8 protein-coding genes are annotated in these 17,746 nt (G+C 47.2%); 6 read left to right on the forward strand and 2 right to left on the reverse strand.

Annotated elements, in window-relative coordinates:
• Nucleotides 1-124: 124 nt before the first annotated feature.
• Both R8G66_09090 and R8G66_09095 read left to right on the forward strand, forming a co-directional pair.
• The gene (locus R8G66_09090) at nucleotides 125-11,929 is read left to right on the forward strand and encodes a gliding motility-associated C-terminal domain-containing protein (protein ID MDW3192509.1); all 11,805 of its coding nucleotides are present in this window, start codon (nucleotides 125-127) and stop codon (nucleotides 11,927-11,929) included.
• Between the two features lie 9 nt (nucleotides 11,930-11,938).
• Nucleotides 11,939-12,898, forward strand: coding sequence for a type IX secretion system membrane protein PorP/SprF (locus tag R8G66_09095; GenBank protein MDW3192510.1), 960 nt, complete (start codon nucleotides 11,939-11,941; stop codon nucleotides 12,896-12,898).
• Nucleotides 12,899-12,900: 2 nt separating this feature from the next.
• On the opposite strand, the gene R8G66_09100 is transcribed toward R8G66_09095, so the two are convergent.
• Nucleotides 12,901-13,248: a phage holin family protein gene (locus tag R8G66_09100; protein MDW3192511.1), complete on the reverse strand. Its 348-nt coding sequence runs from the start codon at nucleotides 13,246-13,248 to the stop codon at nucleotides 12,901-12,903.
• A gap of 16 nt (nucleotides 13,249-13,264) precedes the next feature.
• Nucleotides 13,265-13,780, reverse strand: coding sequence for a gamma carbonic anhydrase family protein (locus R8G66_09105; protein MDW3192512.1), 516 nt, complete (start codon nucleotides 13,778-13,780; stop codon nucleotides 13,265-13,267).
• A gap of 162 nt (nucleotides 13,781-13,942) precedes the next feature.
• Here R8G66_09105 and R8G66_09110 point away from each other — a divergent pair, with 162 nt between their 5' ends.
• The 4 genes from R8G66_09110 (at nucleotide 13,943) to lptE (ending at nucleotide 17,725) form a co-directional block, all read left to right on the forward strand.
• Nucleotides 13,943-14,416, forward strand: a complete 474-nt coding sequence (locus tag R8G66_09110; GenBank protein MDW3192513.1) for a hypothetical protein — start codon at nucleotides 13,943-13,945, stop codon at nucleotides 14,414-14,416.
• 61 nt (nucleotides 14,417-14,477) lie between these two features.
• Entirely contained in the window at nucleotides 14,478-15,932 is a 1,455-nt protein-coding gene (miaB, locus tag R8G66_09115) for a tRNA (N6-isopentenyl adenosine(37)-C2)-methylthiotransferase MiaB (protein MDW3192514.1), read from the forward strand.
• Between the two features lies 1 nt (nucleotide 15,933).
• Nucleotides 15,934-17,220, forward strand: a complete 1,287-nt coding sequence (locus tag R8G66_09120) for a sigma-54 dependent transcriptional regulator (GenBank protein ID MDW3192515.1) — start codon at nucleotides 15,934-15,936, stop codon at nucleotides 17,218-17,220.
• Nucleotides 17,201-17,725 (forward strand): LPS assembly lipoprotein LptE, encoded by a 525-nt coding sequence (gene lptE / locus R8G66_09125; GenBank protein ID MDW3192516.1) that lies wholly within the window; start codon nucleotides 17,201-17,203, stop codon nucleotides 17,723-17,725. Before R8G66_09120 ends, lptE begins: the two co-directional genes overlap by 20 nt.
• The last annotated feature ends 21 nt before the right edge of the window (nucleotides 17,726-17,746 follow it).

A 17,746-nucleotide genomic window follows, 5' to 3' on the forward strand; every position in this document is an offset into this window, starting at 1 on the left:
TAATGGCGCTGTTACCGCTACTGTCGTAGGCGTCGAAGCAACCTACATCACCGTTTCCAGCCTCTCTGGTACCATCTCTGATAATCAGGGAATCGTCGGAGGTACTTCCGGTACTACGGCCGATGTGGACCATGCCGAGGACATCACCACAACTTCAGGAACCGTAGGCGCAAATGCCATCTCTGGCCTTGCGGCCAATAACTATCAGGTCACCATCGTCGAAGTAGATACCGATTGCCCCGATACCACGCCTTCGGTTGTTAACTTCACCGTTGATGATATTACTGAACTGCCTGTGCTGCAGATCTCTTCCATCACCGATGACTCTTCTTGTGATGATGTTACCCCTTCGGGTGCTGCCACGGTCAATGTCGTCGATGGTGGGGCCGTACAATCTGCTGCCAACTTCATCTTCAACTGGTACTCTGATGCCGCCGGAACTATCGCACTGGCTGGTGTAACCTTCAATGGCGCCGGTAATGGTACAGCTGGGGCTAACCAGATCTCTGATGCTACTGAAGGTACTTACTATGTCAGAGCTACCGATAACCTTAACCCTGGGGTCGGGTGTGAGTCTGATCTCATTACCATCACCATCGATCAGTTCGAAACCATCATCTCCGTCGCCGATGCAGATGTGACCATCGTTGATCAGGATGATTGTTCTCCTGAAAATGGGTCCATCACCATCACGCAAGTCACACTCACCAATGAAGATGGTACGACTTCTACCTCTACCACTTTCACCGACTTTACTTTCACCTGGTCTAACTCCGGTGGGGTGGTCGCTACGGGGAATGGCGTCAATGCCATCACAGGTAGAGCTGCTGATGACTATACCGTCTCTATCGTGCAGGATGCTACCGGATGTCCTGCCACTACTCCGTCTGAAGAAGCATTCACCATCGAGGATGTTACCGCTGTGCCGGTCGTGCAGATCACCGACCTCACCGATGACTCTTCCTGTGATGATCTCACTCCTTCTGGGGAAGTAACTGTCAATGTCGTCGATGGTGGAGCCATTCAAACCGCGACCGACTTCACCTTCGCATGGTATGCGGCAAATGGTACTACACGACTCTACTACATCCCTTATGATGGATTAGCAGGTGGGTCTTTCACCATCGGTGATAACCTGACCTTCGCTGGCGCACAAACCGCGACCATCGTATCTGTAGACGGGAATGCCATCGTTGCTTCTGCGCTCTCTGCAGACATCACCGATAATGAAACATTCAATAATGGTGGGGGTGTCTCTGCTGCGGTCAATAACCCGACCCATAACATCACCACAACCGGAACTACGGGTGCCAATAACGTTACCGCGCTCATCGAAGGAACTTACTTCGTTGAAGTGACCGATAATACCAATCCTGGTATCGGATGTCAGTCTGATCAACTCGAAATCACCATCGATCAGTTTGAAACCGTCATTACCGTCGCCGATGGCGATGCGACCATCCAGGATCAGGAAGATTGCTCTCCTGAAAATGGGGCCATCACCATCAATACGCTCACACAAACTGCCGAAGATGGTACCTCGCCTACTTCCACTACCTACGCTGACTTCAGGTTCCAGTGGGCCATCTCTGGTGGAGCCAACCTGTTCGTTATTCCTTTCGATAACGTGGCTGTCGCTACTTTCGAAGATGGAGAAACGGTCACCATTAATGGCGCTGTTACCGCTACTGTCGTAGGCGTCGAAGCAACCTACATCACCGTTTCCAGCCTCTCTGGTACCATCTCTGATAATCAGGGAATCGTCGGAGGTACTTCCGGTACTACGGCCGATGTGGACCATGCCGAGGACATCACCACAACTTCAGGAACCGTAGGCGCAAATGCCATCTCTGGCCTTGCGGCCAATAACTATCAGGTCACCATCGTCGAAGTAGATACCGATTGCCCCGATACCACGCCTTCGGTTGTTAACTTCACCGTTGATGATATTACTGAACTGCCTGTGCTGCAGATCTCTTCCATCACCGATGACTCTTCTTGTGATGATGTTACCCCTTCGGGTGCTGCCACGGTCAATGTCGTCGATGGTGGGGCCGTACAATCTGCTGCCAACTTCATCTTCAACTGGTACTCTGATGCCGCCGGAACTATCGCACTGGCTGGTGTAACCTTCAATGGCGCCGGTAATGGTACAGCTGGGGCTAACCAGATCTCTGATGCTACTGAAGGTACTTACTATGTCAGAGCTACCGATAACCTTAACCCTGGGGTCGGGTGTGAGTCTGATCTCATTACCATCACCATCGATCAGTTCGAAACCATCATCTCCGTCGCCGATGCAGATGTGACCATCGTTGATCAGGATGATTGTTCTCCTGAAAATGGGTCCATCACCATCACGCAAGTCACACTCACCAATGAAGATGGTACGACTTCTACCTCTACCACTTTCACCGACTTTACTTTCACCTGGTCTAACTCCGGTGGGGTGGTCGCTACGGGGAATGGCGTCAATGCCATCACAGGTAGAGCTGCTGATGACTATACCGTCTCTATCGTGCAGGATGCTACCGGATGTCCTGCCACTACTCCGTCTGAAGAAGCATTCACCATCGAGGATGTTACCGCTGTGCCGGTCGTGCAGATCACCGACCTCACCGATGACTCTTCCTGTGATGATCTCACTCCTTCTGGGGAAGTAACTGTCAATGTCGTCGATGGTGGAGCCATTCAAACCGCGACCGACTTCACCTTCGCATGGTATGCGGCAAATGGTACTACACGACTCTACTACATCCCTTATGATGGATTAGCAGGTGGGTCTTTCACCATCGGTGATAACCTGACCTTCGCTGGCGCACAAACCGCGACCATCGTATCTGTAGACGGGAATGCCATCGTTGCTTCTGCGCTCTCTGCAGACATCACCGATAATGAAACATTCAATAATGGTGGGGGTGTCTCTGCTGCGGTCAATAACCCGACCCATAACATCACCACAACCGGAACTACGGGTGCCAATAACGTTACCGCGCTCATCGAAGGAACTTACTTCGTTGAAGTGACCGATAATACCAATCCTGGTATCGGATGTCAGTCTGATCAACTCGAAATCACCATCGATCAGTTTGAAACCGTCATTACCGTCGCCGATGGCGATGCGACCATCCAGGATCAGGAAGATTGCTCTCCTGAAAATGGGGCCATCACCATCAATACGCTCACACAAACTGCCGAAGATGGTACCTCGCCTACTTCCACTACCTACGCTGACTTCAGGTTCCAGTGGGCCATCTCTGGTGGAGCCAACCTGTTCGTTATTCCTTTCGATAACGTGGCTGTCGCTACTTTCGAAGATGGAGAAACGGTCACCATTAATGGCGCTGTTACCGCTACTGTCGTAGGCGTCGAAGCAACCTACATCACCGTTTCCAGCCTCTCTGGTACCATCTCTGATAATCAGGGAATCGTCGGAGGTACTTCCGGTACTACGGCCGATGTGGACCATGCCGAGGACATCACCACAACTTCAGGAACCGTAGGCGCAAATGCCATCTCTGGCCTTGCGGCCAATAACTATCAGGTCACCATCGTCGAAGTAGATACCGATTGCCCCGATACCACGCCTTCGGTTGTTAACTTCACCGTTGATGATATTACTGAACTGCCTGTGCTGCAGATCTCTTCCATCACCGATGACTCTTCTTGTGATGATGTTACCCCTTCGGGTGCTGCCACGGTCAATGTCGTCGATGGTGGGGCCGTACAATCTGCTGCCAACTTCATCTTCAACTGGTACTCTGATGCCGCCGGAACTATCGCACTGGCTGGTGTAACCTTCAATGGCGCCGGTAATGGTACAGCTGGGGCTAACCAGATCTCTGATGCTACTGAAGGTACTTACTATGTCAGAGCTACCGATAACCTTAACCCTGGGGTCGGGTGTGAGTCTGATCTCATTACCATCACCATCGATCAGTTCGAAACCATCATCTCCGTCGCCGATGCAGATGTGACCATCGTTGATCAGGATGATTGTTCTCCTGAAAATGGGTCCATCACCATCACGCAAGTCACACTCACCAATGAAGATGGTACGACTTCTACCTCTACCACTTTCACCGACTTTACCTTCACCTGGTCTAACTCCGGTGGGGTGGTCGCTACGGGGAATGGCGTCAATGCCATCACAGGTAGAGCTGCTGATGACTATACCGTCTCTATCGTGCAGGATGCTACCGGATGTCCTGCCACTACTCCGTCTGAAGAAGCATTCACCATCGAGGATGTTACCGCTGTGCCGGTCGTGCAGATCACCGACCTCACCGATGACTCTTCCTGTGATGATCTCACTCCTTCTGGGGAAGTAACTGTCAATGTCGTCGATGGTGGAGCCATTCAAACCGCGACCGACTTCACCTTCGCATGGTATGCGGCAAATGGTACTACACGACTCTACTACATCCCTTATGATGGATTAGCAGGTGGGTCTTTCACCATCGGTGATAACCTGACCTTCGCTGGCGCACAAACCGCGACCATCGTATCTGTAGACGGGAATGCCATCGTTGCTTCTGCGCTCTCTGCAGACATCACCGATAATGAAACATTCAATAATGGTGGGGGTGTCTCTGCTGCGGTCAATAACCCGACCCATAACATCACCACAACCGGAACTACGGGTGCCAATAACGTTACCGCGCTCATCGAAGGAACTTACTTCGTTGAAGTGACCGATAATACCAATCCTGGTATCGGATGTCAGTCTGATCAACTCGAAATCACCATCGATCAGTTTGAAACCGTCATTACCGTCGCCGATGGCGATGCGACCATCCAGGATCAGGAAGATTGCTCTCCTGAAAATGGGGCCATCACCATCAATACGCTCACACAAACTGCCGAAGATGGTACCTCGCCTACTTCCACTACCTACGCTGACTTCAGGTTCCAGTGGGCCATCTCTGGTGGAGCCAACCTGTTCGTTATTCCTTTCGATAACGTGGCTGTCGCTACTTTCGAAGATGGAGAAACGGTCACCATTAATGGCGCTGTTACCGCTACTGTCGTAGGCGTCGAAGCAACCTACATCACCGTTTCCAGCCTCTCTGGTACCATCTCTGATAATCAGGGAATCGTCGGAGGTACTTCCGGTACTACGGCCGATGTGGACCATGCCGAGGACATCACCACAACTTCAGGAACCGTAGGCGCAAATGCCATCTCTGGCCTTGCGGCCAATAACTATCAGGTCACCATCGTCGAAGTAGATACCGATTGCCCCGATACCACGCCTTCGGTTGTTAACTTCACCGTTGATGATATTACTGAACTGCCTGTGCTGCAGATCTCTTCCATCACCGATGACTCTTCTTGTGATGATGTTACCCCTTCGGGTGCTGCCACGGTCAATGTCGTCGATGGTGGGGCCGTACAATCTGCTGCCAACTTCATCTTCAACTGGTACTCTGATGCCGCCGGAACTATCGCACTGGCTGGTGTAACCTTCAATGGCGCCGGTAATGGTACAGCTGGGGCTAACCAGATCTCTGATGCTACTGAAGGTACTTACTATGTCAGAGCTACCGATAACCTTAACCCTGGGGTCGGGTGTGAGTCTGATCTCATTACCATCACCATCGATCAGTTCGAAACCATCATCTCCGTCGCCGATGCAGATGTGACCATCGTTGATCAGGATGATTGTTCTCCTGAAAATGGGTCCATCACCATCACGCAAGTCACACTCACCAATGAAGATGGTACGACTTCTACCTCTACCACTTTCACCGACTTTACTTTCACCTGGTCTAACTCCGGTGGGGTGGTCGCTACGGGGAATGGCGTCAATGCCATCACAGGTAGAGCTGCTGATGACTATACCGTCTCTATCGTGCAGGATGCTACCGGATGTCCTGCCACTACTCCGTCTGAAGAAGCATTCACCATCGAGGATGTTACCGAGATCCCTGTGATTCAGATCTCTTCCATTACCGATGACTCTTCCTGTGATGATGTTACACCTTCGGGAGCAGCAACGGTTAACATTTCTGATGGAGCCGGTGGTAGCGAAACCGCTTCCAATTACCTGTTCAACTGGTATGAGTCTGATGGAACTACGGCCATCTTCGCCATCCCTTACGATGGATTGACTGGTGCTTTCCAGGCCGGTGAAACAATTACCATTGATGCTGGTGGTGCTAACATCACTGCTACAGTCATCTCCGATGATGGGGCAACCCTCTTCGCTTCAGCTCTGTCTGGAACCATCTCTGATAATGAAACCATTGATGGCGGTACTTCAGGTGCGGATGCCGTGGTTAACCACGTCCTTGATATTACCACCACTTCCGGTACGATCGGGGCTAACCAGATCTTCGGGCTGACCAATGGTACTTACTTCGTTGAAGCTACCGATAACACCAATCCGGGCATTGGTTGTGAAGCTGATCAGGTACAGATCGATATCGACCAGTTCGAAACCATCATTTCCGTCGCCGATGGCGATGCGACCATCCAGGATCAGGAAGATTGCTCTCCTGAAAATGGGGCCATCACCATCAATACGCTCACACAAACTGCCGAAGATGGTACCTCGCCTACTTCCACTACCTACGCTGACTTCAGGTTCCAGTGGGCCATCTCTGGTGGAGCCAACCTGTTCGTTATTCCTTTCGATAACGTGGCTGTCGCTACTTTCGAAGATGGAGAAACGGTCACCATTAATGGCGCTGTTACCGCTACTGTCGTAGGCGTCGAAGCAACCTACATCACCGTTTCCAGCCTCTCTGGTACCATCTCTGATAATCAGGGAATCGTCGGAGGTACTTCCGGTACTACGGCCGATGTGGACCATGCCGAGGACATCACCACAACTTCAGGAACCGTAGGCGCAAATGCCATCTCTGGCCTTGCGGCCAATAACTATCAGGTCACCATCGTCGAAGTAGATACCGATTGCCCCGATACCACGCCTTCGGTTGTTAACTTCACCGTTGATGATATTACTGAACTGCCTGTGCTGCAGATCTCTTCCATCACCGATGACTCTTCTTGTGATGATGTTACCCCTTCGGGTGCTGCCACGGTCAATGTCGTCGATGGTGGGGCTGTACAATCTGCTGCCAACTTCATCTTCAACTGGTACTCTGATGCCGCCGGAACTATCGCACTGGCTGGTGTAACCTTCAATGGCGCCGGTAATGGTACAGCTGGGGCTAACCAGATCTCTGATGCTACTGAAGGTACTTACTATGTCAGAGCTACCGATAACCTTAACCCTGGGGTCGGGTGTGAGTCTGATCTCATTACCATCACCATCGATCAGTTCGAAACCATCATCTCCGTCGCCGATGCAGATGTGACCATCGTTGATCAGGATGATTGTTCTCCTGAAAATGGGTCCATCACCATCACGCAAGTCACACTCACCAATGAAGATGGTACGACTTCTACCTCTACCACTTTCACCGACTTTACCTTCACCTGGTCTAACTCCGGTGGGGTGGTCGCTACGGGGAATGGCGTCAATGCCATCACAGGTAGAGCTGCTGATGACTATACCGTCTCTATCGTGCAGGATGCTACCGGATGTCCTGCCACTACTCCGTCTGAAGAAGCATTCACCATCGAGGATGTTACCGAGATCCCTGTGATTCAGATCTCTTCCATTACCGATGACTCTTCCTGTGATGATGTTACACCTTCGGGAGCAGCAACGGTTAACATTTCTGATGGAGCCGGTGGTAGCGAAACCGCTTCCAATTACCTGTTCAACTGGTATGAGTCTGATGGAACTACGGCCATCTTCGCCATCCCTTACGATGGATTGACTGGTGCTTTCCAGGCCGGTGAAACAATTACCATTGATGCTGGTGGTGCTAACATCACTGCTACAGTCATCTCCGATGATGGGGCAACCCTCTTCGCTTCAGCTCTGTCTGGAACCATCTCTGATAATGAAACCATTGATGGCGGTACTTCAGGTGCGGATGCCGTGGTTAACCACGTCCTTGATATTACCACCACTTCCGGTACGATCGGGGCTAACCAGATCTTCGGGCTGACCAATGGTACTTACTTCGTTGAAGCTACAAATAACACCAATCCGGGCATTGGTTGTGAAGCTGATCAGGTACAGATCGATATCGACCAGTTCGAAACCGTCATTTCCGTCGCCGATGCCGATGTGGCCATCGTTGATCAGGAAGATTGTTCTCCTGAAAATGGGTCCGTCACCATCACACAGCTTACCCTCACCAATGAGGATGGGACGACTTCTACCTCTTCTACCTTCACTGACTTCACCTTCACCTGGACCAACTCGGCCAGTGCTACCGTCGCTTCGGGTAATGGGGTCAATGCCATCACCGGACAGCCTGCTGATACCTACACCGTATCGATCGTGCAGGATGCGACCGGTTGTCCTGCTACTACCCCTTCTGAAGAAGCCTTCGTCATTGAAGATGTTACCGAGACACCATCTATTCAAGTAAGCAGTATTACAGATGACACATTCTGTGATACAGATAACAATGGAGATGGAACATTGACCATCCAAATCTTACAAGGTGGGTCTGTGGCAAGTGCAACGGATTATTCAATCGCATGGTATAGAGGAGAACACACTTCAGCACCAGCTACAACTGATGCCAACTTCTTGTACAATGATGCAGGAGATGCCAGTGGAGCCAACGTTGGAACTGTAGCTTTGAATTCCTCTGACATCACACAATTACAGGGATTAGAGACCGGAGATTACACCGTATTTGTGAGTGATAATGTGAATCCAAATATTGGTTGTGAATCATTCAGAACGTTTACTATCCTGTCTGATGAGGATATTCCTATTATCAATGAGGCCAACATCCAGGCAGCAGTAGTCAACGACACTACCTGTACCAGCAACAGTGGAGCGATTGTAATTACAGATGCTGATGTATCTACATCATCCGGTGCTTCCGTAACATTGAATGATTATACGGCTACGCTGTACAACGATGAAGAACTAGCCGCTGCTTCTATAGTAGAAACCCTGGCTGCCGGTTCAGGATTGACATCATACACATTCGATGAACTAGCTCCTGGAGATTATTACCTCACCATCACAGGAAGTAATAGTAGTTGTGAATCAGCAAGTATTCGGGTAAATATTGAAGATTTGTCTTTCAATCCAGTCATTTCTGTAGACAACCTTACAGCAAATGCCAATTGTGGTGGCACAGCTGCTGAAGGAGAAATCTCGATATCAGTGCTTGAATCTGATGGCGCACAGGATTCTTACACTTTCTCATGGGTAGATAATGCCTCTACAATAGTGACTTCCACTGATGTGAATAATACATCAACTGTTCAGGGATTAAGTGCCGCTCTAAGCCCATATGTGGTGACAGTAAACAATACAGTGACTGGTTGTACTACTGAACAATCAATTGCTATAACGGATGAAGCATCTAATCCAATCATCACAAGCTTTGCAGCTAATAACAATACGATCTGCTCTGCAAGCAATGGTTCTTTCGAATTGTTCTCAGCCACATTGGATGGATCGGAAATCGATTCTACGACGCTGGAAACTGACTACACATTGAACGTTTATTCAGATGCTGGGGCGACTACTCTTGTAGCAGATGGTAACACAGCAAATGGTCAGTTGAGTTATGACAGCTTATCCGGAAGCACTACTGGTACAACCTATTACGCTGTGCTCCAAGCTGCCACATCGCTGTGCACCTCAGATACAGTAGAGTTTACCATATTTGATAATCCTCTGAATCCTGTAATTGCTATCGATGTAGTTCAGACAGATTCTACTTGCTCAGCTACGGTTGGAACAGGTATTCTGGTAGCTACAGGTGACGGACAGGGTGATGACAATACTAATTTCTCTTTCGAGTGGTTCGATTCTGATGGTAATTCGATCAGTACAAACGACACCTTGTCGCAGGTATTTGCAGGTACCTATCAGGTTCAGGTAAGTAGTGCCAACTCAGGTTGCTCAGCTACCGCTTCAGTAGAAATCGAAAATGTACCTCAGTCACCTGAGATCACAGACTTTACGGTCACTGAAGCCACAACGTGTAATCCTGGTAATGGTGTCTTAACCATCACCGGAGTAAGCATCGCAACACTTGACCGATACCGATTCGACTTCTTCGATACGAATCCATTGTCGGGCTCTCCTTCTGCCGTACAATCATCAACTAATCCCGTATTCTCTACTGCTATGCCGGGTACGACTTACTTCGCAGTTGCAGTCGATACGCTAACCGGTTGTAGTACTAATGCAGTACAGGTTGAGTTCGGGGAAGAGAATGTTGTACTTCCTGTGCTTCAGATTGAAGACTTCAATAATCAGGAGAACTGCGATCCAGGTAATCCAAATGGATCCATCACCATTTCCGCAGATGGCAGTACCGACAATACGATATATACATTCTTATGGACGGATAGCGACAATAATGTGATTGAAGCAAATAATGCAACGGCATCCGCGCTGACAGCAGGAACATATATCCTCACGGCAACGAGTGCAGCTACTGGTTGTGCGGCTTCATTTACCGTGATGATCGAAGATCAAATACCACCATTCTTGCTTACTCCTACCTCCGAGGCCAACACTTCCTGTATCAATCCAAATGGATCCACAGGAGTAACAGTTGTTCCTGTAGGTTCAGGCCAGGCCAACGCAAATACGGTGGTCCGAGAAGCAGAGTTCTACTGGTTTAGCAATGCTGCTGATGCACGATCTGATAATCTGGCCAATGCCGAGCATGTAGGAGAAACCTATGAAGGGTTGTCTGCCGGAACATATACGGTCATTGCCCAGGATGTGAATGATTTATTCTGCTTCTCAGAACCTGCTTCTGTTGAAGTATTGGATGGAACAGTCACTCCTACGTTTGCTGCTGAAGTGACCAGAAACCTTACAGTATGTTTCGAAGACGCACCAAATGGTTTCGCTGTAATTGATACGATGATGAACATCGAGAATCTGGACTTCCAATGGTTTGAGGGTACAGACATTACGGCCACACCAATCCAGTCAGGCCTTTTTGTCGATTCATTAGCGATCGGAACTTATACCGTAGTTGCTACCAACCGCATCAGTGGTTGCTTCGATACGCAAGAACTTACCGTAATTGATGAGCGACCAACTATCACAGCTCCTACCCTGACCCTCATCGGAAATGGACGAACCAATTGTCTGTTCCCTGATGGCGAAGCGGTGGCTAATTCTGGTGGTCTGACCGAAGGGTTTGAATTCCGATGGTATGCCGCTGATGATCCGAATACCTTACTATTCGTCGGAAGTGAAATAACTACGTTGGACACAATCACATACGAAGTGGTAGCCTACCATGAAGCTTCGGGTTGCGAGTCCGCGAGGGAACAAATCACGATACCGAATGGTATTACGGACCCAGCATTTACTGTACAGGTGACACAATCTGTCTGTCTGAGAACAGAAGATGGTTCTACCAACCAGTTCTCAGGTCAGGCCTTTGTAGCCATCGAAGACTTCAATGTATTCGTGGATTCTGTGACTTACTTCAATGAAGCAGGTGAAATTATTCTTGCCAGAAGAGGCAGCGAAACACTGATCGATGCAAGTCCTGGAAATTACACCGTGAACTTCAGAGCCAGCAACGGTTGTGATTACTCCGCTAGCTTCTCCATTGCTGCAGAGATCCAGATTTACAATGGTGTCTCTGCCAACGATGACGGATTCAATGATTTCTTCCTGATCGATTGTTTGGACTTCTTCGAAAACAATAACGTTCAGATCTTCAACAGAGACGGTGTGAAAGTTTACGAGGTTGATAATTATGACAACAACGAACGCAGGTTCAATGGTACGTCAAATGTTGGTTCGGCGCTGAACTTGCCTGCAGGTACATACTTCTACATCATCGATAGAGGAGATGGAAGTGAGCTGATACAAGGATTTTTAGAGTTAGTTAGATAAATTACAACTATGAAGACATTAAAGTATGGACTGTTGCTTTTGTGTTCCCTGATTATATTAGGGACAGTGGAGGCGCAACAACGGGCGATTACTTCTACCTACATGTACAATGGGCTGGTCATCAATCCAGCCTATGCAGGTAGCTTAAATGTATTGTCACTGACTGGTGTTCATCGTGACCAGTGGGTCAATGTGGATGGAGCACCTCAATTTCAGGTATTTACCGGGCATACTTCACTGCTCTCCAATCGGATTGGCGTAGGCCTCACGGTCTCCAAGGATCAAATTGGTGTCCATGACGATGTGGGTGTTTTCGGTAGTTATGCCTATAAGATCCGAACCAATATCGGTATCCTCGCCATGGGATTGCAAGCTGGCTTTAACAGCCGGACTTCAGATTTTAGCAACTTGTCGCTGCTCGACAATAATGATCCTTTCTTATTTGGACAACAGAGCAACTTCACTCCAAACTTTGGGACTGGGCTATATTTTGCCAATCCTGATTTCTTCTTGGGTGTTTCTGTCCCTTACATCCTGGAAAACCGAGTTTACGATGAACTGGATCTTGGAAGTTCTAACTTACCACCTGTCGATAAGTCTTTTCTAAATTCACGGGAGAGTCGATATTATTACGTCACTTCAGGAGGAGTAATTCATCTCTCCAGCAAGATAAAACTCAACCCCTCTTTCCTGTTACGCATTCAGGAAGAACAAAAAGTCGGTTGGGACATCAACGTGAATGTGATCTTTGATGAAATTGCTTATGTAGGTACGAATGTACGACGAGGTGGCGACCTGACATTTCTAGGTCAGCTCATTCTGAATGAGAACTTTAGAATTGGATATGCTTACGATGCTATTACCAATAACCTCAACGACTACTCCGCTGGTAGCCATGAGATCATGGTGAATTATCGCATCAAATTGAGGAATTATAAGAAAGATCCCGGTTGCCCGGTATATTTCTAATCTTATTTCTCTTTCGACTTACTCAAATCCGATAACATTGAATTGGTAATTGAAAGTAGGATGCTGAAAATCAGTGCCCACCAAAATCCGTCTACCTGAAAACCCGGTACCAGTCCATCCGCCATTAATATGATGATTGCATTGATGACCAATAAAAACAGGCCCAGTGTAAAAAAGGTTAGCGGTATGGTGAATATGATCAGGATAGGCTTTACCAATCCATTAAGAATGGATAAAACAATAGCCAGAATAAATGCTGCAATAAAGTCCTCCACGTATACCCCTGGCAACAGGTAAGATACGATGATCACAGCAACGGAGGACAGGATCATTTTTAAGAAAAAATTCATAAAGCTATAGTTAGTATTAATCTTCTTGAAACCAGCTGGCATAGCGAACGTAATTGTTGGCTATCCGCTTCATCATCGAGCGATTCTTTTCATCAATCTTTTTGACCTGTTTTGCAGGAACACCTGCGTAAATAGAATTTTCTTCTACAATCGTACCTTCCAGCACTACCGCTCCTGCCGCGATGATTGCACCCTTTTTCACAACAGCATTGTCCATCACGATGGCCCCCATACCAACCAACGTTTCATCCTCCAGCGTACATCCATGGATGATGGCATTGTGCCCTACCGTTACATTATCCCCGATGGTAGTTCCAGCCTGTTCATAGGTCCCATGGACCGTTGCATTATCCTGAATATTCGAGTTATTTCCAATCCGAATGAAGTTTACATCCCCCCTAACCACCGCACTAAACCACACCGTGCATTTGTCTCCCATGGTAATGTCTCCAACCAATACCGCATTCTCTGCAAACCAACAATCTTCTCCGTGACTGGGTGAAAACCCCCGCACTTCTTTTACAATAGCCATCTACTCTTTTTCCATAAACATAACTTTAATTTGCAGCTTTTTAAATCAATTCATTGTCATTTTCGAATGTTCAAGCACTTTGTTCTCCTTGGTTCCATAGTTATTGCACTCCAGGGCTGCCTATCCAATACCGAAAAAACCGCGCCTCAGAAAGCAAGCACTATGATGCAGAAGTTTAAACTGGACAGTATTAGATCTGTGGCGACCATTATCACCAACAATGGCGAGGGTCTGATGGATACCAGAAGACGTATTTCTTCAGGGATTTATCAATTGGACACCAATAAGATCATCCGTTCCATCAACCTCTCCGTGGAAGAATTACTCATCAATGACCTGAATCATCACTTGGTCATTGACATGATGAATATGGAACCCTGGGATAGTACAAGCCAAACTCCTTTGAAAGTTGATAGTGCTTTTTACCTTTCTGAGGTCTCACATGTTGCCTTATCAAAAATTACTCTCGGGGATGTGACCAATGAAATACTTTTCCCCGTTTGGGTCCATCAAGATTCATTGACCTCTTTCATAGAAGGGAAAACTACGTTGGCATTAAAAAATTGGGGGCTTGACCTTCCGGAAAACCATCAATTATACCTGGGATTATCTCTTTTCACCCTTTCTGAAAATTGAGCCTGACATTTTGTCACGATTCTGCCACTAGGAATTATCTTTGCACGCAAATCGGATCATGATGGAAGGCGTAATTGAGGATATCTCGATATTGAAGGAAGAACAAGAAGAATCTTGTGAAGTAAAAGTTACCAAAGACGAACAAAATCATCAAGGGAGGAAGCTATACATCGAAAGCTATGGCTGTCAAATGAATTTCTCTGATAGTGAGATCGTTACGTCCATTCTACAAAAGGATGGATTTGGTACAACATCGAATTTTGAAGAAGCAGATGTGATCCTTCTCAACACTTGCTCAATAAGAGAAAAGGCAGAATTAACCGTAAGAAAAAGGCTCAATCAATTCAACAAGATCAAACAAGATCGACCCGAAATCACCGTGGGTGTGCTGGGCTGCATGGCCGAAAGACTTAAAGCGCAACTGCTGGAAGAGGAAAAAATAGTGGATCTGGTGGCCGGACCTGATGCTTATCGTGACCTACCTAACCTGGTCAGCGAAGCTGCGTCGGGAAATAAAGGCGTCAATACATTCTTGTCCAGAGATGAGACTTACGCCGACATCTCCCCTGTACGATTGAATTCCAATGGTGTAACTGCTTTCATCTCGATCATGAGAGGCTGTGACAACATGTGTTCATTCTGCGTCGTACCTTTCACAAGAGGTCGTGAAAGAAGCCGTGACCCACACTCTATCGTAGCAGAAGCGCAACAATTGTTTGATGCCGGATATAGAGAAGTAACGCTTCTTGGTCAAAATGTAGACTCCTATAAATGGTCCGCAGTAGAAAACAACAAAGCTCGTCTGAATAAGGCGGGAATCGAAGAAGTCATCAATTTTGCCGGCTTATTGGAAATGGTGGCCAAAGTAGACCCTCAACTTCGTGTAAGGTTTTCTACTTCTCATCCAAAAGACATCACTGATGATGTACTGCACACGATGAAGCAGTACAATAATATCTGCAAATACATCCATTTGCCTGCTCAAAGTGGCAACTCTCGCGTACTTGAACTCATGAACCGTACCTACAGTAGGGAATGGTACCTGGACCGTGTAGCAGCGATCCGTCGAATTCTTGGCGAAGATTGTGGGATCAGTTCTGATATGATTGCGGGCTTCTGTACAGAAACTGAGAAAGAACATCAGGAAACCCTGAGCTTGATGGACATTGTCAAATATGACTTTTCTTACATGTTCTATTACTCGGAACGTCCGGGAACACTAGCAGCGAAAAAATACGAAGACGACATTCCTCTTGATGTTAAGAAAAGAAGATTGAGCGAGATCATTGCTCGTCAACAGGAAATTTCTCTTAAACGAAATCAAAGAGATATCGGTAAAGTATTTGAAGTATTGATTGAAGGTAAAAGCAAGCGCTCCGATCAGCAATTGCAAGGAAGAAACTCCGCCAATAAAGTAGTCATTTTTGATGATCCCGGACTGGAGAAAGGCACTTATGCCAAAGTGAAAGTGACTGATTGTACGGCTGCTACCCTTTTGGGTGAACTCGTAAATTGATATGGAATACAAGGTCAACGCCGAAATACAATCCATCAAACAACGATTCGAAATCGTTGGCATTTCATCCTTGCTGAACAATGCCATTCGAGTGGCCATGCAAGTGGCTCCTACGGATATGAGTGTGCTCATACAAGGAGAAAGTGGTGCTGGAAAAGAGTCTTTTTCCAAGATCATTCACAGCTTGTCTCACCGCAAGCACGGCCAATTCATTGCTATCAATTGTGGAGCTATCCCGGAAGGTACAATTGATTCAGAGCTTTTTGGACATGAAAAAGGGTCTTTTACCGGAGCTACCGATACCAGAAAAGGATATTTCGAAGTAACCAACGGGGGTACCATCTTCCTTGATGAAATCGGCGAAATGCCCTTATCCACTCAAGCCCGATTGCTTCGTGTATTAGAAAATGGTGAATTCATCAAAGTCGGCTCTTCTAAAGTTCAGAAGACCGATGTACGTGTAATTGCAGCGACCAACGTGGAGTTGCAGAGTGCTATCCATAAAGGGAAATTCAGAGAAGACCTCTACTACCGATTGAGTACAGTTCCGATCAAAGTCCCAGCACTCAGAGAACGCGGTGACGATGTTTTGCTACTATTTAAAAAGTTTGCTTCAGACTTTTCTGAAACCTACAAAACGAAACCGGTTTTCCTTAACGATGATGCCAAACTCATCTTAAAAGCCTTCCGGTTTCCGGGAAATATCCGACAGCTTAAAAACCTGGTGGAGCAGATCAGTGTTCTTGAATTGGAGCGGGAAATCACTGCAGACAAGCTTCGGGATTACCTTCCCAAGGATCAAAGCAACCTCCCTGCGGTGCTGGAACAAGCCAAAGGCGAAGAAAACTATTCTGAAAGAGACCTACTCTACAAAGTATTGTTTGACATGAAAAAAGACATGTCAGACATGAAAAAATTGATTCTGCAATTGCTGCAGGACAACCCTTCAAGTAGTGAAATCTTACAGGAACATCAACACCTGTTCAATGGTGTTTCTCCTACTGCCACACCATCCGTAACCGCACCGAGTACTCCACCAGAAGTAAGTACACCTTTGCTGATTGAGTCTAAAACCGAGGACGAGGACGATTACGAAGACATTATCGAGGACATTGTGCACCTGCCCCATGAGGAAGACACACTTTCTTTGGAGAAAAAAGAAAAGGAATTGATTATAAAAGCGTTAAAGAAAAACAACAATAAACGAAAGTACGCTGCTCGGGATCTTGGCATTTCAGAGCGCACACTTTATCGCAAAATCAAGCAATATGAAATTGAAAGCCTCTAATTTATTCCTGATCTCGCTCTTATTTCCGCTTCTTGGATGCGGCGTTTATGGATTTACGGGTGCCTCTATTTCCCCAGACACCAAGACCATCTCTATCCAGACATTCTATAATAACGCAGTGCTTGGTCCCTCTAATATGAGTGTATTATTCACTGAACGGATCAAAGATTACTACCAGCAAAATACAAACCTGGCATTGGTCGATGATAATGGAGACCTTCAATTAGATGGTTACATTGCTGATTATAAGATCACTCCTGTGGCGGCGAACGCAGCCGGAAGATCATCAGGACAGGACCTATCAACGCTTTCACGCGTTACCATCACTGTCTTTGCGACTTATGTCAATGTCAATGATGACACCTTTGATTTTGAAAAGCGCTTCTCTTTTTTCGTGGACTTTGACCAAAATCTGGATCTAAGTGCTAACGAGCAAGGCTTTGTCGAAGAAATATTTGATCAGATCGTGATCGATATCTTTAACGCCTCCGTGGCGAATTGGTAATTTTTTATATCTTTAGATTTT

It is taken from the genome of Cytophagales bacterium, assembly GCA_033344775.1.
Lineage (GTDB): Bacteria > Bacteroidota > Bacteroidia > Cytophagales > Cyclobacteriaceae > JAWPMT01.

Bases quoted from the DNA above. Each gene is read 5' to 3' on its own strand.
- R8G66_09095 (MDW3192510.1), top strand. From the start codon at position 11,939: ATGAAGACATTAAAGTATGGACTGTTGCTTTTGTGTTCCCTGATTATA.
- R8G66_09100 (MDW3192511.1), bottom strand. From the start codon at position 13,248: ATGAATTTTTTCTTAAAAATGATCCTGTCCTCCGTTGCTGTGATCATC.
- R8G66_09105 (MDW3192512.1), bottom strand. From the start codon at position 13,780: ATGGCTATTGTAAAAGAAGTGCGGGGGTTTTCACCCAGTCACGGAGAA.
- R8G66_09110 (MDW3192513.1), top strand. From the start codon at position 13,943: ATGATGCAGAAGTTTAAACTGGACAGTATTAGATCTGTGGCGACCATT.
- miaB (MDW3192514.1), top strand. From the start codon at position 14,478: ATGGAAGGCGTAATTGAGGATATCTCGATATTGAAGGAAGAACAAGAA.
- R8G66_09120 (MDW3192515.1), top strand. From the start codon at position 15,934: ATGGAATACAAGGTCAACGCCGAAATACAATCCATCAAACAACGATTC.
- lptE (MDW3192516.1), top strand. From the start codon at position 17,201: ATGAAATTGAAAGCCTCTAATTTATTCCTGATCTCGCTCTTATTTCCG.